Raw genomic sequence first — 23,690 nt, forward strand, 5'->3', positions numbered from 1 at the left:
ATTTACCTCGACAAGAAAATGGCAGGAGATTCGGGAGGGCGGCGCCTGGCCGCCCGATTCAACGTTCAGACGATGCGGATTTCGACGTCGATGTTGCCGCGCGTCGCTTTCGAGTACGGGCAGGTCTGATGCGCGGTGTCGACGATGTGCTGCACGACGTCACGATCGAGCCCCGGCGCGCTCACGTTCAGGCGGGCCTGCAGGAAGTACGCGTTGCCGCCCATGCCCAGGTCCACTTCCGCATCGACCGCGAGATCGGTCGGCAGCGTCACCTTCGCCGCACGTGCCGCGAGCTGCATCGCGCCGATGAAGCAGGCCGACCAGCCGGCCGCGAACAGTTGTTCCGGATTCGTGCCGGTTCCGGCGGTGCCCGGCGACGACAACTGGATGTCGAGGCGACCGTCGGAACTGCGCGCCGCGCCGTCGCGGCCGCCGGAAGTCGTATGCGTCTTGCCCGTGTACAGCACTTTTTCGATCTTGCTCATCGTTCACTCCGTCAGGTTGGAAGGTTCTATCTAATGCGATTCGATCGCATGCGATGCAGTTTGGTCGAGACGCCGAACCTCGTCAAGCGGATTCGATTAAATCGCATGCGATATTTTGTATTTCAATGTATCTGGATCGTGTACGGCCTTGCCAGGCAAGGATGTGCGGTGTTCCATCCCTTATATCGAAAAGATCGCGTCGCGCGACATTCCGGGCGCGGACAGGGCGGCCGCCGTCGGAACGGCGGCTGCCCGCGCAACCGCAACGCGGCTACGCCGGCCGGATTTCGGCGATCACGACCAGAATCACGGCTGCGTCGGCCGGCAACTGGCGCTGGGAAAACGCCGAGCGCGCATGTCCGGCCTTGTCGCCGAGCACGGCGGCGAACAGATCGGATGCGCCGTCGATCACGGCCGGCTGGCCGAAAAAGCCGTCCGCCGACGCAACGTGCCCCTCGACACGCACGATGTGATGCAGGCGCTCGAACCCGCCGAGGTGCTTGCGGATCTGCGCGAGCACGTTCAGCGCCGCGAGTTGCGCCGCATGCCGCCCGTCGTCGACGTTCAGCCGTTCGCCGACGCGGCCTGTATAGGCAACCTTGCCGTCGACGAGCGGCAGTTGTCCGGAGATGAACAATAGATTGCCGGCTTCGCTGACGGCCGTGTAGCTGCCGAGCGGTTGCGGCGGTTCGGGTAACGTGAGGCCGAGTTCGGCCAGCTTCTGTTCGATCGTCATCGCTTGCTCCTTCGGGGAAGATTGAGTGGCGCCCAGGCTCGGAAGCTTCACTCGCACGGGTCTCTGGCAGTCACTCTATTGAGGCGCTCGACGCCGGTAAATATCGTTCGCGCAATTGAATCGACACGCGATGTAACGAATCGCGCGCGGCGCAATGTGGCGCGAACGGTTGCCGGCGACTGTCGTCGGTACGCTGGTTTCCCGGCCGGGATTCATGCACACTCGCTGCTTCAGCGTCACGCGACGAAACGGCGCGCGCCGGCTCGCCGCGAGCGCGATTCCGTGATGCCTACGTTCACGTTGCCGGCCACGCCACGCACGAAGCAGCAGGAGCGCCCCATGCAGAGAAAATTCGACGACCTGCTGCTCGGCAGCATCGAGCTGTTCTGCCTGGCCGCGGAACTCGGCAGCTTCACGCTCGCGGCGACGGCTGCGAGCGTCACGCCGGCCGCGGTCAGCCGCTCGGTCGCGCGCCTCGAGGAGCGTCTCGGCGTACGCCTGTTCGTGCGGACGACACGGCAGATCCGCCTGACCGATTCCGGCCGGCGCTATTTCGAGCAATGCCGTGATGCGCTCTCGCAGCTCGTCGACGCCGAGCGCGAAGCGACGGGCCAGCAGGCCACGCCGGCCGGCGTGCTGCGCATCAGCATGCCGACGCCGTACGGACACTATCGCGTGTTGCCGCTGTTACCCGCGTTTCGCGAGCGATATCCGGACGTGCGCGTCGAAACGCATCTGAGCAACCGCAACATCGACTTCGCCGAGGAGGGTTTCGATCTTGCGATCCGCGGCCGCGCGCCGGCGGATTCGAGCCTGGTCGCGCGCAAGCTGGAGGATGCGGAACTCGTTGTCGTCGCGACGCCCGGCTACCTGAAACGCGCCGGCGTGCCGCGCGCCGTCGACGATCTGCACGCGCACGAATGCATCCAGTTCGAGCTCCCGAGCAGCGGCCGGCCGATTCCGTGGTTGTTCAACGACGGCTCGGCGGAAATCGACGTCGCGACGACCGGCGGCTACGGCACGTCGGGCGACGTCCTCGCCGGCGTCACGCTCGCGCGCAGCGGCGCGGGCCTGTTCCAGACCTATCGCTTCATCGTCGACCGGGATCTGCGCGAGGGCACGCTCACGGAGGTGCTGTCCGGCCAGGGCGGCCGGTCGCGGCCGTTCATGCTGCTGTATCCCCACGCGCGCTATCTGTCTTCGCGCGTGCGCGTGTTCGTCGACTTTCTCGTCGAACATCTTCAACAGGCGCCCGGCAAGCGGGCGCGCTAGGCTCGTCCGGGGGGAATGCCGGCAACGGGGCAGAGCGGGGCGCGAATGGCGCGGCTGCGCCGTTGCAGGACCGCCGCGCTCCGCTCACCGCTCACCGTTCGCGTTGTTCGCGTTGTTCGCGTTGTTCGCGTTGTTCGCGTTGTTCGCGTTGTTCGCGTTGTTCGCGTCGGCGCAGTCTCCCATCGTCGCTGCTCAATGCCCGGCGCTCTGGCCGCCATCCACGTGCAGGATCTCGCCGGTAACGAACGGCGCCGAATCGAGATACAGGATCGCGCCGACGATGTCGCTCATCTCGCCCATCCGGCCGACCGGATGCAGCGAGGCGAGCGTCGCGTGCGTGTCGGGCGCATGCATCGGCGACTTGATGATGCCGGGGGACACGGCGTTCACGCGGATGCCGGCCTTCGCGTACTCGATTGCGAGCGACTTCGTCGCCGCGTTGAGTCCGCCTTTCGTCAGCGATGCGAGCACCGACGGCACGTTGCTGTTCGCGTGGTCGACGAGGCTCGTCGTGATGCTGACCACGTGTCCGCCGCCGTTGCGCTGCATCGCCGCGATCGCGCGCTGCGTGACGTGGAAGAACCCGTCCAGGTTCACGCGGGTGATGGCCGCATAGTCGTCGGCGGTGTATTGCGTGAACGGCTTCGCGATGAACACGCCGGCGTTGTTGACGAGCGTGTCGACCCGGCCGAAGCGCTCGAGTGCGGTATCGACCACCCGCCGCGCGACGGCCGGGTCGCCGATGTCGCCCGCGACGGTGACCAGGCCGGGATCGTCCGACGCGCCGATCGAACGGGACGTCGCGACGACCCGATGGCCCTGGGCGCGGAATGCGTTGACCGTCTCCGCGCCGATGCCTTGCGATGCGCCGGTGATGATGATGACTTTGGATGTGCTCATGATATGCCTCGACAGGTGACTGGTTTTCGGCTTCGGTGCCGACCGGATCGATGAATCCGATGGACCAGACTTTAGGCGCGTCGCGCCGGAGTTCGAACACCCACCGTGGACCAACAGTCTTGCGTCGCGGGAACAAATGCGGGAAAGAACGGGGCGGCCGCGACGGCGATCGTTGCGGCGGAAGGGGAATCGACGCGGCTGCAAACAAAGCAGCAATCGCGGGCGACACCGCGCGTCGAATCGCCGCGAAATCCGGGATTCGTGCGAGGAAGTGCTGTCAATGCCGCGCGATGGTGTGCTCGGACACGTCGGGTACTTCGATGGTTTATCAGATCTATCCGGATAACTTTTCTTATCACAATAGCATCGATATGAATCGAAACCGGCGAGTACGAAAACGCGTCTGACCTGACCTGCATACGCTTCCTGTTCCGTCCGCGGCCCGGGCTTGCTCATCTGCTGGCGCATCGAATCGAACTGCAATCACCGCAACGGTCCGTACGTCTCCTTTTTCTCGCCTACGTCGGCCTCCGACTCAAGCCTCGGAGAACAGTCGGGCAAGGTGCGGTTCGAGATCGGGGAGAGCATCTGCGTGCCGATCTCCAAGCCGGTCTGGCGTCGAGGGCTTGGGTTCCGCGCCCAACCTGGCCGATGTCTGACCGACCCGATACCGCGGCAGATCGATGGACGACGCCTTGATCATCGCCATCGAGTTGCTGCACATCGCATTCCGTGTGCGCTTTGGACGAAAGACCGAATCCCCCCGGGCAATCGAGTCGCCCGTCAGAATGCAAACCCCGTCCTCTCGGGCAACAACTCTCCGCCAGGTCTGTTCGCCATATCGACACGCCGTCGAGCTGCTCCACGAGATGAGAACGGTGTCGGTTGACGGGCGCTCGAGAATCACGATGCGGACGGCCTCCAGGTTTGAGTGGCTCATGCACGCACGCTCATCCACTCCCGGAAAGGGCGGTGCGGCCGGAGGCGATCGCAGGACGTCGAGAATCCTGTCCCAGCGATGCCGGTCGCTGATGCCGTTCGTGACATCGTCGGTACCTGGAGTGTTTTCCATAGCTTCATGATCGCCATTGGATAAGCGTCAAAGGCGACGTCGGCGTGAACCCGGCGTGTGCGATCGTGCTGACGCCGATCCGCGGCCACGCACCGTTCAACGAACGAAAAACGCGTGAAAAGCGGGAGAGGGAGGTGACCCGCGAATGCAGGTCACACTTGCAAAGTACGGGCGTCGACGTTTCGTGTCGGTAACTTCGGTCGTCACGCTTCAACTGGACGTGACGACGCACTGACGCGTGAGAAATCCAGAACGACCGTCACGCTTGTTTCGTCGATTTTGAGGCCGACCTGCGTGCGCGGTTTCGCGAACCTGCGTCATCGCATGCCGCCACTGGCGACGATATGCTCGCCCGTCAGCCACTTTGCGTCGTCGGACGCGAGGAAAACCGCAATCGACGCAACGTCGTCCGGTCTGCCCACGCGCCCGAGCGGCGTCTGGCTGACCGCGGAACTCTCGAACTCCGATCCGATCACCCCGGCGCTTTGCGCGCCTTCGGTCACGATCACGCCGGGATTGATCGTATTCACGCGAATGCCTCGCGGCCCGAGTTCACGGGCGAGCGCGCCGGTGATGGAATCCACCGCGCCTTTCGTGCCGCTGTAGACGGCAGTCGTCGCCGGTGTGAGCGTCGAGACGACCGAACTGACATTGATGATGCTGGCGCCTTCGCCCAGGTGCTGGACGGCGGCCTGTGTGGTGAGCAGCACGCCGAGCACGTTGATGTCGAACTGCCTGCGGTATTGCGCTTCCGTGAACGCCTCGATCGGGGCGAACTCGTAGACGCCCGAGTTGTTGACGAGGATGTCGAGGCGGCCGTACGTTTCGATCGCCGCATCGACGATGCCTTTTGCATCGGCAGCCTTCGACACGTCACCTCCGACGGCAACCGCTTTTCCTCCGGCCGTGGTGATGGCGGACACGACGTCATCCGCGCCCGTCTTGCTGCTTGCGTAGTTCACTACGATCGACGCGCCCTCTGCCGCGAGCGCCTTGGCGATGGCGGCACCGATACCCTTCGACGCACCGGTTACGACGGCCACTTTCCGTGCAAGCTTGCCCATGATGTTCACCTCAGTGTGAATGATTCCGTTGATGGACACCGGCATGCCGTCTCGCCCAATGCGATCGCCGGTGTTTTCTGCCTATGCGGACCTGCGTACGATCGCGATCGGGTGGCGCGGCGCGACTGGCCGGGCATCGATGCGCGGGACACGGCACCTTCAACCCGGCCATGCCGAATTGCGGATGACGGAACAGAAATTCCCCCGATGGAAATGAGGCTCCTTGTCGGCGATCACGTCGGCTTTCACGTTGCCGAACGTGGTTTCCGGCTTGTGCCTGATGCCGTCGTAGAACGCCTGAATGATCTCTTCCTTGAAGTGCGGCGGGCGGGGATGCGCATGCGTCACGGCTTCGCGCTCCTCGTGCGTGAACGCGTGGTACGACAGTCCGAGCACATCCATCTCGACCCCGGCGGTCACCAGCGCGACGACCGGGTGCATATGGCGCGGAATGCCGGGCGTGGTGTGCAGCGCAATCGCCGTCCAGACGAGATCGATGTCGGCCGCGTCGATGCCCCGGCCCGAGAGAAAGTCGCGGGCCGCATTGGCCCCGTCGACTTCGAAGCGTTCGGTGGCGCTGCTGTACGCTCCGGTGAGGCCGACGTCATGAAACATGGCACCGGCGTACAACAGTTCCGGATCGAATTTCAGGCCGCGGCGCACACCCTCCAGCGCACCGAACAAATATACGCGGCTCGAATGATGAAAGAGCAGCGGGGTGGACGTGTCGCGCACGAACTCGGTAATTTCCCGCGCAAGCTGACTGTCGGGCACCGCGACATCCTGAATGAACTCTGACATGACGGTCCTCCATCGAAATGTGAGCGGACGCCGGCGTCGTGGCGGACGCCGCACGCGAATGGCTGGCTACTTGGCTGCAGTCGTCGCCCCGATTCTTGCCAGGGCCTCGCGAACACCCGCGCCGTACTCGGGGTCGGCCTTCGTGCAATTGAGGATGTGGCGTTCCTGGATATGCGCCTGAACGGAGGCCATCTGGCGTGCGGTGTTGTCGAACAGCAATTGTTGCTGCGCCTGACTCATCAGGCGAAACAGGTTTCCCGGCTGCGCGAAGTGATCGACGTCCACGCGGTGGTCCCAATGCGCGGCGTCGCCTTCGATTCTCAGCGGCGGCTCGTGAAGATCGGGCCGCACTTCCCACTCGCCGGAACTGTTCGGATAGTAAGAAGGCGTGCCGCCGAGGTTGTCGTCGGTGCGCATGGCGCCGTCGCGGTGGTAGCTGTGGAAGGGGCACTTCGGCGCATTGACGGGAATGTGATTGAAGTTCACGCCCAGCCGATACCGTTGCGTGTCGCCGTAAGAGAACAGACGTGCCTGCAGCATCTTGTCCGGCGAAAAGCCGATGCCGGGCACGACGTTCGCGGGCGAGAAGGCCGCCTGCTCGACCTCGGCGAAATAATTGCCCGGGTTGCGGTTCAATTCGAGTACGCCGACCTCGATCAACGGGAAATCGCTTTTCGGCCAGACCTTGGTCAGGTCGAACGGATTGAACGGCAGAGACCTGGCCTCGTCGTCGTTCATCACCTGAATGAAGAGTGTCCAGCGCGGGAAGTCGCCGCGCTCGATGCTTTCGTAAAGATCGCGGCCATGCGTTTCGCGGTCCTTGCCCACGAGCTGTTCGGCTTCGCCGTCCGTCAGATTCGCGATGCCTTGCTGCGTACGGAAGTGAAACTTTACCCACGTCCGCCGATTGTCGGCATCGACCAGGCTGAACGTATGGCTGCCGAAACCATGCATGTGGCGATAGCTGCGCGGAATGCCCCTGTCGCTCATGACGATCGTGACCTGGTGAAGCGCCTCCGGCAAAAGCGTCCAGAAATCCCAGTTGCTGTTTGCGCTGCGCAGTCCCGTGCGCGGGTCGCGCTTGATCGCGTGGTTGAGATCGGGAAAACGCAGCGGATCACGGAAGAAGAACACGGGCGTGTTATTGCCCACGATGTCCCAGTTTCCTTCTTCCGTATAGAACTTCACCGCGAAGCCGCGGATATCGCGCTCGGCATCGGCGGCGCCGCGCTCGCCGGCGACCGTCGAAAAGCGCATGAATACGGGCGTTGCCTTGCCGATTTCCGAAAAGAGTTTGGCCTTGGTGTAGCGCGTGATGTCGTGCGTTACCGTGAATACGCCGTGCGCGCCCGATCCTTTGGCGTGCATGCGTCGTTCGGGAATCACCTCGCGGTCGAAGTGCGCGAGTTTCTCGATCAGCCAGATATCCTGCAGCAGCGCGGGGCCGCGCGGGCCGGCCGTTTCGATGTTCAGATTGTCGGCAACGGGCGCGCCCGTTGCGTGATCAAGACGCGTAGACGTATCGCGGTTTTTCATGCCTCGACTCCAGGAGGGTTGGGCGGACCGGCGCAGCGCCATACCGTTCCAGGCTGGCGGCCGCGCAAAACTTTACGGGCAAATCAGCGTGCTATCCCGGCGGGTGCGGTGAAAAGAAACGGCCATACCGCGACGGCCACCCGCTCGATCCGTGACGAGCCGCGCGGGCATCGACGAGTCGATGTGAGAGAAGCGTACCTGTCGGGTGCCAGAACGATCTTGTATAAAACAACGATTCGATGGACGAATCGCGGACGGCCGTCGAACACCGGGGCAGTGGTTGGACTCGGATCAGAGGCGGTGGTGCGTCGCGCGTCGACGCATATCGAGCGAGCGCGCAAGCGCCGATAACGACGTTCGCACCTGTCCGGCGCTATCGGTTCCGCTGCGCCCAGTCTTTCGGCCCGCACCCTTCGAGGCGCGAGAACACGCGCGAAAAATGACTCTGGTCGAAAAATCCGCAGTCCGATGCGACGCTGGCCAGGCTCGCATCTGTTTCCCGCAACAGCGATTTCGCGCGCTCGATGCGGCGCTTGAGCAGCCACTGATGGGGTGTGCTGCCGGTCGTCTGCTTGAAGGCTTCACCGAAATAGCTGGTGGAGAGATTGCACTCGCGCGCGAGATCGGCAATCGAAGGATTGTCGTGCAGGTGGGACGCGAAATAATCTTCGATGCGCCGCATCTGCCACGGAGCGAGTCCGGAGCGGCGCGGCCGGAGCGCCGGATCGGCTCGGCCATATCGTGTGACGACGTGTTCGCAAAACGCCAGCGCGAGGTAATCGATGAACAGCGCACTCGTCAGGTCGGGCTGCTGCAGGACCGCCTGCAGCGTATGCGAAAGACTGAACAGCACCGGGTCGCTGGCGCCGAGATGCGGCTGCACGAGTCCGCCTATGCGCCGGCGCCGCTTTTGATCGGTGAATTCCTCGATCGCGCTCTGGGCCAGATAGAGCCGCATGGTATCGAACGGCATGTCGAGACGGCGCGTGGGGCTCGAGCGCAGGTCGAGCAGAAAGCAGCTGCCGGGACTGCACGACGCGGAAGCATCGAGGTTACCGCCTGAATAACGGAGGCCGGGATCGGGGCTCAGTATCAGCGGCATCTGAAAGACAAAGGCTTCCTCCGGTTGCGGCGTGAGCGAGCGCCCCGGTTGAGGCCGGGGGTTCGTCAACCGTGTGAACGAGATAGGCTGCCCGTGGGAGAAAACGCCGGCCCGCACGGTGGGCGCATCTCGCAGTAGAAACCGTTTGGCGAGGGCGTCGTCTGCAACGGGTTGCCCGAAATCGACGTGATTCCTATCGTTCATTCATCGCGCCTTGGAGTGCGCCCGTACAGGCGTCGTGTGCCTTTACCCGACGGCGGGTTCAAATGAAAACAGGCCCAATTTAGCGCAATTCGATGACTGGCGCGCGACTGGTGTCGTGATGCGCGAGACGCTCTCCGATTGCGGGCGCGACGCGCACGTCAATGGTGCGGTGCGCTATTGCGCGAACCAGGAACGTGCGCAGGCTCCATTGCGCGCGCCAGTGCAGGGCGGTGGCGTCAGCGTGAGCTCAACGACGTCTGCGCATCGTGCGATGCCGGGTCCCAGCCGCCGCCGAGCGCCTTGAACGTCGAGATCGCTGCACGAGCGGATTCCGTCTGTGCCTGTGCACGCGCGTCGGCGGCCTGGAGCAGCGTCTCGTTGGCGTGCAATACGTCGATGAAACTCGCTGCACCGCTGCGGTACGCGGTCATCGAGGAATCCTTGGCGCGGGAAAACGACGACTCGGCATGCGACAGCGTGGCAGCCTGCGCCTCTCGATTCACCAATGACGAGAGCGAGTTTTCGACGTCCTCGGAGGCGCGGAGCACGGCCTGCCGATAGGCCGCGAGCGCTTGCGCGTCGGCGCCTTTCGCCGCGTCGACATCGGCACTGATGCGGGCGAAATCGAACAGTCGCCAGCGCAGCCCGACGAGGCCGGCCGCCTGGTTGGCGCCGCCCGAGAACAACGTACCGGCGGCGGCCGAGGTCGCGCTGCCGAGGAAGGCGTTCAGCGAGACCGTCGGGTAGTACTCGCCGATCGCAGCGCCGATGCGCGCATTGGCGGCGGCGAGGTGACGTTCGGCGGCGATCAGATCGGGACGTCTTTGCAGCAGATCGGCTGGCGTGCCCATTTCCGCGAGCGCCGGCGCGACGGGGATCGGGGAAGGCGAGCCCAGCTCTGCCCGGTGCGTGCCAGGAGGTGTACCGAGCATCACGTCGAGGGCGTTCGACGCCGCATCGAGCGCCGCGAGGAGGACGGGCACGCTGGCCTGCACCTGGTCGAGCGCACCTTGCGCCTGCTGAACCTGATAGTCGGCCGCCGCGCCCTTCGAATACAGGAGTTTCACGTCTGCGAGAAGCGCCTGCTGCGTCTGCACCTGCCGGGTCGCGATATCCAGACGGGCCTGGAGCCCCCGGATCGTGACGTAGATATCGGCGGTCTGGGCTGCGACGGCAAGCCGGGTAGCGACTGCCGCCGCCTGCGTTGCCGAGTAATCGGCGAGCGCGGCTTCACGCTGACGGCGCAGACCGCCAAAAATGTCGATCTCCCAACCGGCCTCCAGGTTGGTTTCGTACTCGGTGCCCCAGCGCTCGTACCCCGGCGTGGCATTGAGCAATCGCCCCAACGGCGTATCGACAGACTGATAGGCTCGTGCCGCCGACGCGGAAACCGAGGCCGATGGCAGGAGCGCCGCGTTGGCCGTGCCGAGGCGCGCGCGCGCCTGAGTGATTTGCGCGACGGCCTGGGCCAGGTCCAGGTTCTGGGCCAGCGCCAGCGAAACGTAATGCGTGAGCAGCGGGTCGTTGAAGCTTTCCCACCATGCGGACAGATCGGCAACCGGCGCCTTTGCCGCGCGGGCGGGCGGCTGGGTCATGTAGTGCTGCGCCAGCGGCGCATCCGGGCGGCGGTAGTCGGGACCCACGGCGCACGCCGAAAGGGCGGCGACGCTAGTCAGGAGAACAAGTGGACGGCGCAAGGGCATGATCATCTCGGGAGCGACAACGGGAGGGGAAATATAGTGACCAATATACAATATGGTCACACGTTGTCAACTGACGAGCGTCGGACTAAGCTTGAGGCATGAACAAACCGACTCCCTCCACCTCTTCGTCCCGTGGCCCCTCGGACCACGAAGTTCGCGCCCAGATCGTCGACGCCGCGACGGAATACTTCAGCCGTTACGGCTACGAAAAAACCACGGTCTCCGATCTCGCGAAGGAAATCGGGTTTTCAAAAGCCTATATTTACAAGTTTTTCGACTCCAAACAGGCGATCGGTCAGGTCATCTGCGCCAATCGCCTCGCCGCGATGATCGCCGCAGTCAGGGAAAACATCGACGGCGCGCACAGTGCGACGGAAAAATTTCGCTGCATGTTCAAGACCTTACTTTCAACCGGAGGCCAGCTTTTCTTCCAGGATCGCAAGCTCTACGATATTGCCGCCGTGTCGGCCGAATCGCTCTGGCCATCTGTCCAGAGTTATGAGGACCAGATCCGGCAACTCATCGCCGATATCCTGCGGCTCGGACGAGAAACCGGCGAATTCGAACGCAAGACGCCGCCGGACGAGGCGGTGAATGCGATCTTTCTGGTGATGAAGCCTTACTTCAATCCCTTGCTGCTGCAGTACAACCTCGATGGCGCGGAAGAGGCGACGGCCCAACTCGCGAGCCTGGTACTCAGAAGTCTTGCTCCATGAATCTCGCCGTGACTATTGACTGATTTGGTCACTGGTATCAGAATGAGGTCTCCTGTTCTTTGCGAGAGGGGATCTCATGTTCCGGCGCCATCGTCTTGTCTACACATTGGGCCTGGCTTCGCTTGCGCTCGCAGCATGCGGCGAGCATCCGGCTGCTGATCCGCGTACCGAGGCGCCACTTGTGCGTACAAGCGCCGTTCACGGTGCGGCGGGTGCGAGCCGGTCGTTTTCGGGTGTCGTGGGCGCCCGCGTTCAGAGCGATCTCGGTTTCCGCGTTCAGGGTAAAGTCATCGAGCGACTGGTCGACGCGGGCCAAACGGTCAAGCGCGGCCAGCCCCTGATGCGCATCGATCCGATCGATCTGGGGCTGCAGGCCCGTGCGCAGCAGAAACTCGTGGACGCTGCGCAGGCGCGCGCGACGCAGACGGCTGCCGACGAGGCGCGGTATCGGGATCTCGTCGGGGCGGGCGCGGTGTCGGCATCGACCTACGACCAGCTCAAGGCGGCGGCCGATTCCGCCAGGGCCCAGCTCGTCGCAGCGCAGGCGCAGGCCGTGCTCGCCAACAATGCTTCCGGATACGCCGTCGTCATGGCGGACGCCGACGGCGTGGTGGTCGAGACGCTGGCGGAGCCGGGCCAGGTCGTCGCGCCGGGACAAATCGTCGTGCGGCTCGCGCATGCCGGCCCCCGCGAGGCCGTCGTCCAGCTTCCCGAGACGCTGCGTCCCGCGTCCGGCTCGATTGCCGCGGCGACGCTTTACGGCGCGGACCAGAAGCCCGTTCCCGCCGTCCTGCGCCAGCTCTCCGATTCTGCGGATCGGCTGACACGAACCTATGAGGCCAGATACGTCCTCGAGGGCGCGCTCTCGAATGCGCCGCTCGGCGCGACCGTGACCATCGATCTCACCGGCAATGCCGGCCAGACACAGGCCGGCATGGTGGTGCCGGTCGGCGCCTTGTTCGATCCGGGCACGGGCACCGGCGTCTGGACCGTCGATCGATCTCAATCGCGTGTGACCTGGCACAAGGTTCGTGTCACCGCATTGAGCGACGACAGTGCGACGGTGACTGGCGATCTTCGCGAAGGCGACCAGGTCGTCGCGCTCGGTGCCCAGTTGCTGCACGACGGAGAGCGCGTGCGTCTCGCCAACGACAAGCTGGCCGCGGCATCCGTCTCCACGCAAGGAGCAGCGCAATGAGCGGCTTCAATTTGTCGGCTCTTGCGGTGCGGGAGCGCTCGGTCACGCTGTTTCTGATCATCCTGATTTCGATCGCCGGCGTGATTGCCTTCCTGAAACTGGGGCGGGCCGAAGATCCGCCATTCACCGTCAAGTCGATGACGGTCATTACGGCATGGCCCGGCGCGACCGCGCAGGAAATGCAGGACCAGGTGGCCGAGCCGCTCGAAAAGCGCATGCAGGAGCTGCGCTGGTACGACCGGAGCGAGACCTATACGCGTCCGGGGCTGGCCTTCACCACCGTGACCTTGCTCGACAGTACGCCGCCCGCGGACGTGCCCGAGGAGTTCTATCAGGCCCGCAAGAAGCTGCACGATGAAGCGGGCAACCTGCCGCCCGGGGTGATCGGCCCGCTCGTCAATGATGAGTATTCCGACGTAACGTTCGCGCTGTTCGCGCTCAAGGCGAAAGGCGAGCCGCAACGATTGCTGGTGCGCGACGCCGAGGGATTGCGCCAGCGGCTTCTTCATGTGCCGGGCGTCAAGAAGGTGAACATCATCGGCGAGCAGGCGGAACGGATCTACGTGTCGTTTTCGCACGACCGGCTCGCGACGCTCGGCGTGACGCCGCAGGAGATCTTTGCCGCGCTGAACAACCAGAACGTTCTCACGCCGGCTGGTTCGATCGATACGGCGGGCGCGCAGGTCTTCATTCGTGTCGAAGGCGCCTTCGACAAGCTGCAGACCATCCGTGACACGCCGATCGTCGTTCAGGGCCGCACACTGAAGCTCTCCGATGTGGCAACCGTCGAACGCGGTTACGAAGACCCGGCCACGTTCCAGATTCGCAACAAAGGCGAACCGGCGTTGCTCCTCGGCGTCGTGATGCGGGACGGCTGGAACGGGCTCAATCTCGGCAAGGCGCTCGACACGGAAGTCGCATCGATCAATGCCGGGCTGCCGCTGGGCATGAGCCTCACGAAAGTGACCGACCAGGCCGTCAACATCCATTCGGCCATCGACGAATTCATGGTGAAGTTCTTTGTCGCGCTGCTCGTGGTGATGGTCGTGAGCTTCGCGAGCATGGGATGGCGTGTCGGCATCGTCGTGTCGGCGGCGGTGCCGCTGACACTCGCGGGCGTCTTCGTCGTCATGGCCGCAACGGGCAAGAGCTTCGACCGCATCACGCTCGGTTCGCTGATTCTCGCGCTCGGCCTGCTCGTCGACGACGCGATCATCGCCATCGAAATGATGGTCGTGAAAATGGAGGAGGGCTATAGCCGCGTCCAGGCATCAGCTTACGCGTGGAGCCACACGGCCGCACCGATGCTGTCGGGCACGCTGGTCACGGCTGTCGGCTTCATGCCGAATGGCTTTGCGCGCTCGACGGCCGGCGAATACACCAGCAACATGTTCTGGATCGTCGGCATCGCGCTGGTCACCTCGTGGATCGTGGCCGTCGTCTTCACACCGTACCTCGGCGTCAAGCTGTTACCCGACATCGCCGTAATCGAAGGCGGCCACGAGGCGATCTACAACACGCCGAACTACCGGCGCTTTCGCCGCTTCCTCGGGCGCGTGGTCGCGCGCAAGTGGATGGTCGCCGGGATCGTGGTGGCATCGTTCGTGGTCGCCGTGATGGGCATGGGGCTCGTGAAGAAGCAATTCTTCCCGACTTCCGATCGCCCGGAAGTGCTCGTCGAAGTGCAGATGCCCTATGGGACTTCGATCGAGCAGACCGCGTCGGCAACGGAAAAGGTCGAGGCATGGCTCGCGAAGCAGCCGGAAGCGAAGATCGTGACCTCGTACATCGGGCAGGGCGCTCCGCGCTTCTATCTGGCCATGTCTCCGGAGTTGCCGGATTCGTCCTTCTCGAAGATCGTGATCCGCACGAATGACGAGCGACAACGGGAAGCGCTCAAATTCCGTCTGCGCAAGGTCATCGCCGAAGGGTTGGTGCCCGGAGCGCAGGTTCGCGTCACGCAGCTGGTGTTCGGCCCTTACTCGCCTTACCCCGTTGCGTTCAGGGTCATGGGCCCGGACGCCCAGACGTTGCGCACCATCGCCGCACAGGTCGAACGGACCATGAACGCCAGCCCGATGATGCGAACGGTGAACGCCGACTGGGGGCCGCGCGTTCCCACCGTGCATTTCACGCTCGATCAAAATCGGCTCGGGGCGTTTGGACTGACGTCCAGCTCGGTCGCGCAGCAACTGCAATTCCTGCTGACCGGCATTCCCGTCACGCACGTGCGCGAGGACATTCGTTCCGTGGAGCTCGTCGCGCGTTCGGCGGGCGACATCCGGCTCGACCCGCAACGGATCGACGGATTCACGCTGATCGGCGCCGCAGGGCAGCGGGTGCCGCTCTCGCAGGTCGGCAAAGTCGACATCCGCATGGAGGATCCGATCCTGCGCCGGCGCGACCGAACGCCGACGATCACCGTACGCGGCGATATCGCCGAAGGGTTGCAACCGCCCGATGTGTCGACCGCGATGCTCGCGCAGCTTCAGCCCATCATCGCGAAGCTGCCGGGCGGCTACCGGATCGAGGAGGCCGGCTCCATCGAGGAGGCCAACAAGGCGACAACTGCGCTCGCGCCGCTGTTCCCGATCATGATCGCGCTGACGCTGCTCATCATCATTTTTCAGACGCGCTCGATTTCCGCCACGATGATGGTGTTCGCGACCAGTCCGCTGGGTTTGATCGGTGTGGTGCCGACACTCCTGCTGTTCAATCAGGCCTTCGGCATCAACGCATTGGTGGGGCTCATTGCGCTCTCAGGCATCCTGATGCGCAACACGCTGATCCTGATCGGCCAGATCGAAGAGAACGCGCGCGCGGGCATGACGCCGTTCGATGCGGTGGTGGAGGCAACGCTGCAGCGCTCGCGGCCCGTGATCCTGACTGCGGTCGCCGCGATGCTTGCGTTCATTCCGCTTACCCATTCCGTGTTCTGGGGCACGCTGGCTTATACGCTTATCGGAGGAACATTCGCCGGAACGGTTCTGACGTTGGTGTTTCTGCCGGCCATGTACTCGATCTGGTTCAAGATCCGTCCCGGGGCAGGGGAAAACCACTCTGCGCTCGAACCCAGCGCCAGCGTGACGACGTAGGCAGGTGCGCTCCGGGCGATGACGGTCTCGCCCGGGGCGTCGATGTGAACCGGCAACGATGCGTCCGGACGGAAGGCAACTCCGCCCGTGACATTCCGGGAGCTTCTCGCAGGCCAGCGTCGGTCCGAAATCGGCGTAGCGATCGCGGATGATCGACAGTGCCCGGTCGGCGGCGCCTGGGTCCAGCCGACGATTGCCGGGCTTCGATCGGTGTCCCGATACCAAACCCGCCGGGCCGTGCTCACGCAGCCGCCGAATCTGCCGCGTCGTCAGGCCCAGCCGTTCGGCCGCACGCCATGACTTCAGCTTGCCGTCCGGCACCTCCTGGATGACCTTGAATCGGTCCAACTCGCGCATCGTCATCGTGATCCGTTCTGTCGCAGTCATCGAAGCTCCCAGCGCCGGACACCCGGCAGCTGGTCAGCTTACGATGGGTCGAAAAGCGGACATTTCAACTTTGCCCAGATGCGACATTACAACTTTGCTCCCACATCAATGTCGTAGCCATTTCAAGATGTCGTGGCGCCAGCTAAATAGAAATGTCCGGTTTTGAGGTTGGGGTTAGGGTTGGTTTTGCTGCCTGTTTGTCCTGGTTTATTCGTTACGCCGTGTCGAAGGCGGGCGTCTGAACGGGCAGGGCGCTTGCGTCGGATCCACTGTCCCTTGCAGACCGACGGCCAGGTTTGCGGGGTTGCGGTTGCGCCTGCCTGCGCTCAGCCAAATCCACAATCACTTGCTCGACGTCCGCCTGCACGAACTCGCGCTGCTTCTTCTTGCCCGGCTGAGGTTTGTTTCGATCGGTCTTGGTCGAGTCGCCCCGGTTTGTTCGGGATGGGGCTTTACCGATGCGGCTGTTATCGCGTTGCGCCTGAATCGCCTGAGCGACCTGCAATACGTGACTCAGGCGCTTGTGTTCGACGACTGCGGCTTGATCGATCTCGGCCAGCCGATCGTACTGCCTGCAGGGCAACACCTGACCCTCCGTCCGGAGCTCGATGCGCCCGTCCGGGTACTCCCACACGTCGATGTAGCGGTGAATCAGCTTCCGGTTCTCTGGCGTGTCGTCCAGCAGGTACATCACCCGGTCGTACTGCACCGTCAGCGACTTCGTCACTTTCCGCGGTTCGCGCCACGTCAGCGTCAACTCAAGGCTCTCGTCGTCCCGCAGTGGCCGGTGAGCGTCGAAACTGCTCTTCGGTGGCTTCGCGAAACGTGCGTTGTAGGCCGCCATGAAGGAGGGTGCATAGGCGTTCGCCTCGGCCACCGTGCTGATCCCGCGCAGCCGCAGTTCCTTGACCAGCCGGTCCTGCAGCGTCAGGTGCGCACGCTCGACCCGCCCCTTGGCCGGGCTGCTGTTTGCGCAAAACGTGTCGATGTTCAGCTCGTACATCGCGCGGCCGAAATGCGTCACCCGATTGCCAGTCGTGCCCGGGTTGACGTTGCGAAACACGCTGTACTTGTCGCTGTACAACGCCATCGGCTTGCCGTGACGCTCCAGATACGCGCGCGTCGCCTCGAAGTAGCTGAAGGTCGACTCGGTCGCCGTGAAATGCAGCATCATCAGCCGGCTCGTCGCATCGTCCACGTATACCAGCAGCGTGCAGGCTGGCGCCCGATCCTCGAACCAGCGGTGGTCGCTACCGTCGATCTGGATCAGTTCGCCCAGGCACGCGCGTCGTGCCCGTGGCTGGTAGACCTTCGGCGGCCGCTGCCGGCGCGGCACCCACAGCCCGGCGTCCGTCATCAGCCGCCTGACCGTTTCCTTCGCCAGCCGGATGCCGTGGCACTCATACAGCTTCTCGCAGGCCAGCGTCGGCCCGAAATCGGCGTAGCGATCACGGATGATCGACAGTGCTCGATCGGCCAGATCAGCGTCCAGCCGCCGATTACCGGGACGCCCACGCTTGCGCGAAGCCAGTCCGGCGGCGCCAGACTCACGGTAACGATCCACCAGACGCTGGAGCTGACGCACGGTCACGCCCAGTCGTTCGGCCGCGCGTCCGGGCTTGAGTCCCATGTCCACCACGGCTTGGATTACCTTCAGACGGTCGAGTTCTCGCATGTTCAGTGTCACCAGTGCACCTCGATACATGGCCGGCTCCGTGGTCCCGCAAAGAACCGGCCAGCATACCGAGGTCAAAACACGACATTTCTAAGTAGCCAGAACACGACATTTCTAAAAAGCTACTACAATCAAAACTATCGATAATTGAGATTATGTCAAATATGAAATTTACCCGAAAACGCCCCTGAAATCCCCGCCGCACACCGCCGGCCTCCTTCCTCACCAGTCACGCGCAGCCACCGTTCTTGCAGCGTGAACCCCGCCTCAGCAAAAACCTGCGGCACGCAATGCCCCCGACGGCCGCCCGCCAGACGCCGTCTCCAGCCACCGCAAACCGCCCGCAACAGGACGATCAGGACAACCACATCCCCTGCATCTTGTGCGAGAAATGCGCGCGCTCGGCCGTCTCCATCAGCGACAGGAATTCATCCTGCATCATGTGGATCAGCGCTTCGTGGTCGCCGGCCTCGAAATACACTTCCGGCTGCTGCGCGAGATGTTCCTCGAGGAACGTCTTCATCCCGTACGCCATGCACACCGGCGGCAACGCGCCCAGGTCGCAATCCTTGAAGAGTTCGCGCAGTTCGATTTCCCTGGCGAGCACGAGATGGCGGCCGGTCTTGACCCAGAGGTCCGACAGCCGCACCGCGTGCGACGTCGGCAGCACGGCGGCGACGTAGCCTTCGTCGTCCTCGAGCAGCACGGTTTTCGCGAGGCGATCGCCGGGGATATGCGCGGCGGCGGCCGTCTCCATGCTGGTATGGCTATACGGGTGGTACACGACTTCGTACCGCGATGACTTCTGGCGCAGGCAATCCTGCAGGGTGGCTGATACAGGCATGGCACACCTCTCTGGACGAATCGGACGAACGAAGTTCGCTCCGGGTTTGTTCAGCATAGGTCGCATTGCGGCCAATGGAAACGCCCTCGCACGGCGCCCGCACCGACGCTCGCCCCGGCTTCGGCCCCCTTTTCCGGCGCGCGCAATCCGGGCCCGGAATCCGCATGGAACATGTCTGCCTGCCCCCGCCTTTCCTGAAGACACAACGAGACGCAACGGGCGGTAACGGTTCCCGTACGAGGACCCCACCACATGTGATGGCGGATCTGCGCCAGACCGTTAGTTGCATTTTAAGGAAGAACGTCGAGACCTGAAAACCGTCGTCATCGCACGCCGGGGATCGGCCGGCCACGCACCAACGAGGCCACCGCAAACCGCGCCGACAAAGACAGAACCTCGCCCTATACTGAGCCAACACCCGCCATCCCGCGGCGGCCGATTCCGGGAGCGACCATGCATTACCAGCTGATCTACGAACTCGTCGACGATTACCTGTCCCGGCGCGAACAGTACCGCGCCGAGCACCTCGCACTCGCGCGGGCGGCAACCGAACGCGGCGAACTCGTGCTCGCCGGCGCGTTGCAGGATCCGGCCGACCAGGCCGTGCTCGTGTTCGAAGGCGATTCGCCGGAAGCCGCCGAATCGTTCGCGCGCGCCGATCCCTACGTGCAGAACGGCCTCGTCAAGTCCTGGCGCGTGCGTCCGTGGCGCGTCGTGGTCGGCAAGCACGCTCCGCGCTGACGGTGCATGGGGCCACGGCTACAGCCACCCCGCCCGCTTGAAGCGCCACCACAACGCGAGATCGGCTACGACCATCACGCCGATGCAGCCGTAGAAGCCGTACTTGAGGTGCAGTTCGGGCATGTTCGCGAAGTTCATCCCGTAGATGCCGGCAATCATCGTCGGTATCGCGAACAGCGCGGCGAACGAGCCGAGCCGCTTGGTCACCTCGTTCTCCGCAAGCGAGATCATCCCGAGATTGACCTGGATCGCGGTCACGACCATCTCGCGCCGCCCTTCGATCGTCTTCACGATCCGCTGCAGGTGGTCGTACACGTCGCGGAAGTAATGCTCCATCCCGCTGCAGACCTGCGGAATGCGTCCGCCGGTGAGCTTCGCGAGCGGCTCGATCAGCGGCGCCGTGTGCTGGTGCAGCATCACGAGCCGGCGTTTCAGCGAATAGAGATCCTCGATGATCGCGCGCGACGACGCGGGCGTGGCCTTGGTGAAGATACGGTCCTCGAGTTCCTCGAGCTCGTTGCCGAGCGTCTCGAGGATCGGGAAATAGCGGTCGACGACCTGGTCCATCAACGCATAGAACACGAACGCCGACCCTTCCTGCAGCAGATGCGGCTCGCGCTCGCAGCGCTTGCGCACCGCGCGGAAGTCCTGTTCGGTATGGTTGCGGATCGACAGCACGTAGTTCGGGCCGACGAACACGTTCAGCTCGCCGACATTGAATTCGCCGTCGTGGTCGAGCTCGACCGTATGCAGCACCGCGAACAGCGAATCGCCGTACTCCTCGATCTTCGGCCGCTGATGCCCCTTGCGGGCATCCTCGAGCGCGAGCTCGTGCAGCCCGAATTCCTCGCCCATCAGGTCGATCTCGTCCGGCGTCGGATCCTTCAGCGCGACCCATACGAAACACTCGGGTTTCGACACGTATTCGCTGATGGCGTCGATATCGATATCGGCCAGCTTGCGGCCGTCCTGGTATGCAGCACAGTTGATGAGCATGATGTCCGTCATGTTGCCGTTATCGCACCAGTTTACCGGGTTGCCGCGCGGGCGGCCCGGCTTGCGCGGCACGCCGATATTGGTCATGATCGGATTGCGTGCGCCGCGGCTCGCGCACGGCATCGCTTCGACAAGTGCACGGCACGGCCGTGCCGCCCAACCTTCAAGGAGACAGACCCATGTGGTATTTCTCGTGGATACTCGGCATCGGCGTGGCGCTCGGCTTCGGCATCATCAACGCGATGTGGCTTGAAGCGGAAGTGTTCTCGCGCGACGGCAAGCGCACCGCCGCACCGCGCACGGATTCGGGGAGCCGGTATTCGTGACGCACCTGGTGTTCTTCTGCGGTCATGCCGGCACCGGCAAGACCACGCTCGCGAAGCGGCTGATCGGGCCGCTGATGCGCGCGACCGGCGAAGCCTTCTGCCTGCTCGACAAGGACACGCTCTACGGCCGCTACAGCTCGGCCGCGATGGGCGCCCTCACCTCCGATCCGAACGACCGCGACAGCCCGCTCTACCTGAAGCATCTGCGCGATCCCGAATACCAGGGCCTGCTCGACACGGCCCGCGAGAACCTCGCGCTCGGCATCGGCGCGCTCGTGGTCGGCCCGCTGTCGCGCGAAGTGCGCGACCGGCGCATCCTCGACCGCACGTGGCTCGGCATCGGGCCGGACGTCGCGCTGACGGTCGTGTGGGTCCACACCTCGGAAGACGTCGCGCACCAGCGGATCGTCGCGCGCGGCAATCCGAACGACGCGTACAAGCTCGCGCACTGGGACGAATACCGGCAACGCCGCTTCGTGCCGACCGGCCACGAATGCGACGGCATCGTGATGTTCGACAACACCGCACCGTCCGACGCGGACATCGATGCGCTGCTGTACCGCATCGTGCCGCCCCCGCCGGCGGCAACGATCGTCCCGCCGCTGCCCGCCTGAGCGGCGCGCACCGCCCTGCTCCTCGTCGCTTCACCATGTCGCGTGAAGGCATCGCGACGCAACGTGTCGATTCGGCCGACGCCAATGCGATCCGTGAAGCCGCGAAGGGCTTCGACGCGCTCGTCAAAAAAAACGCCGGAAGCGCTGTTGCGCTCCCGGCGTCGCACGGCCCTCGTGCCTGAGACCGATCGTCAGGCGACTTCGTGCACGCGCTCCATCGTGCCGCCTTCGTACAGCTTGCCGAAGCGGTTCGCGAGGAACGCCTTCAGCGACACCTTTTCCTGCGGGATGAAACCGCTTTGCGGCAGCTTCTTTTCGCGGAACAGATCCAGCACCGCGCACATCGCGCCGGCCGTCGTGATCTGGATAGCGCTCATGTGCATCCCGCACACGTCCTTCGCGAAGATCTTGCGGGTGAACACGTCCTGCACGAGCTGGCCGTCCTTCACGCCCGTCACCGTGACGAACACGAGCACGACGTCCTGCTTCGTCGACGGCACCGCGCGGCGCATGATCGACTTCAGCGTGTCGCGGTCGCTCGACAGTCGCAGGTCTTCGAGCAGGAACTGCACGAGTTCGCGGTGGCCCGGATAGCGCACCGACTTGTAGTCGAGCGTCTCGACCTTGCCCGACAGCGTCTCGCACAGCGTGCCCAGGCCGCCCGACGTGTTGAACGCTTCGTATTCGGTGCCGTCGAGCGAGAAATGTTCGAGGCCTTCGAGCGGCTGCACCCACTGCTTGCGGCCGTCGCGGATCGCTTCGCACGGCTGGCAGTATTCGTTGATCAGGCCGTCGACGCTCCACGTCAGGTTGTACTTCAGCGCGTTGGTCGGATACTCGGGCAGCGCGCCGACGCGCATCTTCACGTCGCGCACTTCGCTGAAGCCGTTCACGAGCTCGTGCGCGGCGATGCCGATGAAGCCCGGTGCGAGGCCGCACTGCGGCATGAACGCGCGGTCCGAACCGTCGGCCAGTTCGCGGATCGCGTGGGTCGCGCGCACGTCTTCGGTCAGGTCGAAGTAATGGACGCCGGCCGCCTTGGCCGCCGCGGCGACGTTGACCGCCAGGTAGTACGGCAGCGCGTTGACGAGCGCATCGAAGCCCTTCACGGCTTCACGGATCGCATTGGCGTCGGCCGAATCGACACGTTGCGTCGCGATGCCCTCACGCGACAGCTTGGCGAGCGCATCAGCGTCACGGTCGAACGCGACGACTTCGTAGTCGCCCGTTTCACGCAGCATGTGAGCAATGGTGTGGCCGATCAGACCTGCGCCGACGATGGCGATTTTCATGCGCTTATCTCCTGATGATGGGTTTGGTGTTGGTGTACGGCGTCGAGCCATGAACACAGTTTAGGGACGTGCAAAATCAGTTCCAAGACGAAGAATGATGCGAAACGACCGATACTTTCGACGAAATGACTACACATTTCGTCACAACGACCAAATCATCTAAAAAACGCGTATACGGCGTGCGTCAGACGGGCCGCAATAGACGCGTGTGGCCGGACAGGAAGGAACACGCAAGGCGGGACATGGCAGGCAAATGAATCGTTGCGCGCGCCCGGGCACGCATTCGACACAACGACGCTCGCGTGCGGACGCACGAGGCAACGCCCCGCCCGCGGCGTGCGCGGGCGGCGGGCATCAAGGCATCAAGGGGAAGGGAAAGGAGGAAAAGCCTGCGCGACGAATCGAATCGCGCCGCGGCGTCACATGCGACACCGCATGCGACGCGTCATCCGCCGATCGTGCCGCGATCGATCTTGCGCGACAGAATGATCGACGTCGTCGTACGCTCGACGCCTTCGAGCGTGCCGATCTGGTCGAGCAGGTCGTTGAGCCGTTCCGGCGAATCGGCACGCAACCACGCGACATAGTCGTATTCGCCACTCACCGCGCACAACAGCTGCACCTCGGGCATCCGGTCGAGCTTGCGCAGCACGTCCTTGCCGAACTTCGGCGTGAGAATGATGCCGACGTATGCGTAAATGCTCGCGTCGAGCACGTCCTGACCGAGCCGCACGCTGTAACCGGCGATCACGTTGGTACGCTCGAGCCGCGCGATGCGCGCGACGACCGTCGTGCGGGCAACGTCGAGCTGTCGCGCGAGATCGGCGACGCTTGCGCGCGCATCCGCTTGCAGCAGCGCGACGAGTTGCCGGTCGAGGTCGTCGAGTTGGTCGAGGCGAGGAGGACGCATGAGGCTGGGCCGGCGTGCAAC

General features: G+C 64.0%; 22 protein-coding genes and 1 pseudogene. 8 read left to right on the forward strand and 15 right to left on the reverse strand.

Annotated elements, in window-relative coordinates; translation table 11 throughout:
• Positions 1-65 precede the first annotated feature (65 nt).
• Together DID98_RS07880 and DID98_RS07885 are read right to left on the reverse strand one after the other, a co-directional pair.
• Positions 66-485, reverse strand: a complete 420-nt coding sequence (locus tag DID98_RS07880; protein ID WP_124570520.1) for an organic hydroperoxide resistance protein — start codon at positions 483-485, stop codon at positions 66-68.
• A gap of 271 nt (positions 486-756) precedes the next feature.
• The gene (locus DID98_RS07885; protein WP_124485458.1) at positions 757-1,221 is read right to left on the reverse strand and encodes a RidA family protein; all 465 of its coding nucleotides are present in this window, start codon (positions 1,219-1,221) and stop codon (positions 757-759) included.
• Positions 1,222-1,560: 339 nt separating this feature from the next.
• On the opposite strand from DID98_RS07885, the gene DID98_RS07890 reads away from it, so the two are divergent.
• Positions 1,561-2,493: a LysR family transcriptional regulator gene (locus DID98_RS07890; RefSeq protein ID WP_124570521.1), complete on the forward strand. Its 933-nt coding sequence runs from the start codon at positions 1,561-1,563 to the stop codon at positions 2,491-2,493.
• A gap of 192 nt (positions 2,494-2,685) precedes the next feature.
• Here DID98_RS07890 and DID98_RS07900 read toward each other — a convergent pair whose 3' ends face one another.
• From DID98_RS07900 to DID98_RS07930, 7 genes are all read right to left on the reverse strand, one after another.
• Positions 2,686-3,393, reverse strand: a complete 708-nt coding sequence (locus tag DID98_RS07900) for an SDR family NAD(P)-dependent oxidoreductase (RefSeq protein WP_124570523.1) — start codon at positions 3,391-3,393, stop codon at positions 2,686-2,688.
• A 535-nt stretch (positions 3,394-3,928) separates the two neighbouring features.
• Entirely contained in the window at positions 3,929-4,465 is a 537-nt protein-coding gene (locus DID98_RS07905) for a DUF3331 domain-containing protein (RefSeq protein ID WP_124570524.1), read from the reverse strand.
• 317 nt (positions 4,466-4,782) lie between these two features.
• Positions 4,783-5,529 (reverse strand): glucose 1-dehydrogenase, encoded by a 747-nt coding sequence (locus DID98_RS07910; RefSeq protein WP_124485714.1) that lies wholly within the window; start codon positions 5,527-5,529, stop codon positions 4,783-4,785.
• A gap of 159 nt (positions 5,530-5,688) precedes the next feature.
• A complete protein-coding gene (locus DID98_RS07915) occupies positions 5,689-6,330 on the reverse strand; it encodes an HD domain-containing protein (RefSeq protein ID WP_124485454.1) in 642 nt (213 codons plus the stop codon).
• A 66-nt stretch (positions 6,331-6,396) separates the two neighbouring features.
• Complete coding sequence (locus DID98_RS07920; RefSeq protein ID WP_124485453.1) at positions 6,397-7,866, reverse strand: catalase; 1,470 nt, start codon at positions 7,864-7,866, stop codon at positions 6,397-6,399.
• Between the two features lie 373 nt (positions 7,867-8,239).
• Entirely contained in the window at positions 8,240-9,172 is a 933-nt protein-coding gene (locus tag DID98_RS07925; protein ID WP_124570525.1) for an AraC family transcriptional regulator, read from the reverse strand.
• A 236-nt stretch (positions 9,173-9,408) separates the two neighbouring features.
• Positions 9,409-10,875: an efflux transporter outer membrane subunit gene (locus DID98_RS07930; RefSeq protein ID WP_124570526.1), complete on the reverse strand. Its 1,467-nt coding sequence runs from the start codon at positions 10,873-10,875 to the stop codon at positions 9,409-9,411.
• Between the two features lie 98 nt (positions 10,876-10,973).
• Between DID98_RS07930 and DID98_RS07935 the strand changes: the two genes are divergently transcribed.
• The 3 genes from DID98_RS07935 (at position 10,974) to DID98_RS07945 (ending at position 15,884) form a co-directional block, all read left to right on the forward strand.
• On the forward strand, positions 10,974-11,591 hold the full coding sequence (locus tag DID98_RS07935; protein ID WP_124485450.1) for a TetR/AcrR family transcriptional regulator: 618 nt from the start codon (positions 10,974-10,976) through the stop codon (positions 11,589-11,591).
• Positions 11,592-11,667: 76 nt separating this feature from the next.
• Positions 11,668-12,789, forward strand: a complete 1,122-nt coding sequence (locus DID98_RS07940; RefSeq protein WP_124570527.1) for an efflux RND transporter periplasmic adaptor subunit — start codon at positions 11,668-11,670, stop codon at positions 12,787-12,789.
• Entirely contained in the window at positions 12,786-15,884 is a 3,099-nt protein-coding gene (locus DID98_RS07945) for an efflux RND transporter permease subunit (RefSeq protein ID WP_124570528.1), read from the forward strand. The genes DID98_RS07940 and DID98_RS07945 overlap by 4 nt, the downstream gene beginning before the upstream one ends.
• 84 nt (positions 15,885-15,968) lie before the next feature.
• On the opposite strand, the pseudogene DID98_RS36180 reads toward DID98_RS07945, so the two are convergent.
• The 3 genes and pseudogenes from DID98_RS36180 to DID98_RS07960 all read right to left on the reverse strand — a co-directional run.
• A pseudogene (locus DID98_RS36180) lies at positions 15,969-16,271 on the reverse strand (ISNCY family transposase); the annotation flags it as partial.
• Positions 16,272-16,485: 214 nt separating this feature from the next.
• Positions 16,486-17,976: an ISNCY family transposase gene (locus DID98_RS07955; RefSeq protein ID WP_260428057.1), complete on the reverse strand. Its 1,491-nt coding sequence runs from the start codon at positions 17,974-17,976 to the stop codon at positions 16,486-16,488.
• A 325-nt stretch (positions 17,977-18,301) separates the two neighbouring features.
• On the reverse strand, positions 18,302-18,790 hold the full coding sequence (locus DID98_RS07960; RefSeq protein ID WP_044848239.1) for an aminoacyl-tRNA deacylase: 489 nt from the start codon (positions 18,788-18,790) through the stop codon (positions 18,302-18,304).
• Positions 18,791-19,243: 453 nt separating this feature from the next.
• Between DID98_RS07960 and DID98_RS07965 the strand changes: the two genes are divergently transcribed.
• Positions 19,244-19,531, forward strand: a complete 288-nt coding sequence (locus DID98_RS07965; RefSeq protein WP_124485447.1) for a YciI-like protein — start codon at positions 19,244-19,246, stop codon at positions 19,529-19,531.
• Positions 19,532-19,549: 18 nt separating this feature from the next.
• On the opposite strand, the gene corA is transcribed toward DID98_RS07965, so the two are convergent.
• Positions 19,550-20,527 carry a magnesium/cobalt transporter CorA gene (corA, locus tag DID98_RS07970; RefSeq protein ID WP_044848267.1) on the reverse strand — a complete coding sequence of 326 codons (978 nt, stop codon included), beginning with the start codon at positions 20,525-20,527 and terminating at the stop codon, positions 19,550-19,552.
• A 179-nt stretch (positions 20,528-20,706) separates the two neighbouring features.
• Here corA and cydX point away from each other — a divergent pair, with 179 nt between their 5' ends.
• Genes cydX through DID98_RS35760 form a run of 3 tightly spaced genes read left to right on the forward strand, consistent with a single transcriptional unit; the run spans position 20,707 to position 21,649 of the window.
• On the forward strand, positions 20,707-20,853 hold the full coding sequence (cydX, locus tag DID98_RS07975) for a cytochrome bd-I oxidase subunit CydX (protein WP_044848241.1): 147 nt from the start codon (positions 20,707-20,709) through the stop codon (positions 20,851-20,853).
• Positions 20,850-21,467 (forward strand): ATP-binding protein, encoded by a 618-nt coding sequence (locus DID98_RS07980; RefSeq protein ID WP_044848242.1) that lies wholly within the window; start codon positions 20,850-20,852, stop codon positions 21,465-21,467. Before cydX ends, DID98_RS07980 begins: the two co-directional genes overlap by 4 nt.
• Before the next feature lie 35 nt (positions 21,468-21,502).
• On the forward strand, positions 21,503-21,649 hold the full coding sequence (locus DID98_RS35760; protein ID WP_185640836.1) for a hypothetical protein: 147 nt from the start codon (positions 21,503-21,505) through the stop codon (positions 21,647-21,649).
• Between the two features lie 9 nt (positions 21,650-21,658).
• Here DID98_RS35760 and DID98_RS07985 read toward each other — a convergent pair whose 3' ends face one another.
• Together DID98_RS07985 and DID98_RS07990 are read right to left on the reverse strand one after the other, a co-directional pair.
• Entirely contained in the window at positions 21,659-22,759 is a 1,101-nt protein-coding gene (locus tag DID98_RS07985) for a saccharopine dehydrogenase family protein (protein ID WP_040144221.1), read from the reverse strand.
• A 445-nt stretch (positions 22,760-23,204) separates the two neighbouring features.
• Positions 23,205-23,669, reverse strand: a complete 465-nt coding sequence (locus tag DID98_RS07990) for an Lrp/AsnC family transcriptional regulator (RefSeq protein ID WP_006481526.1) — start codon at positions 23,667-23,669, stop codon at positions 23,205-23,207.
• Positions 23,670-23,690: the final 21 nt, after the last annotated feature.

The organism is Burkholderia sp. Bp8984, assembly GCF_003853755.1.
Classification (GTDB): Bacteria; Pseudomonadota; Gammaproteobacteria; order Burkholderiales; family Burkholderiaceae; genus Burkholderia.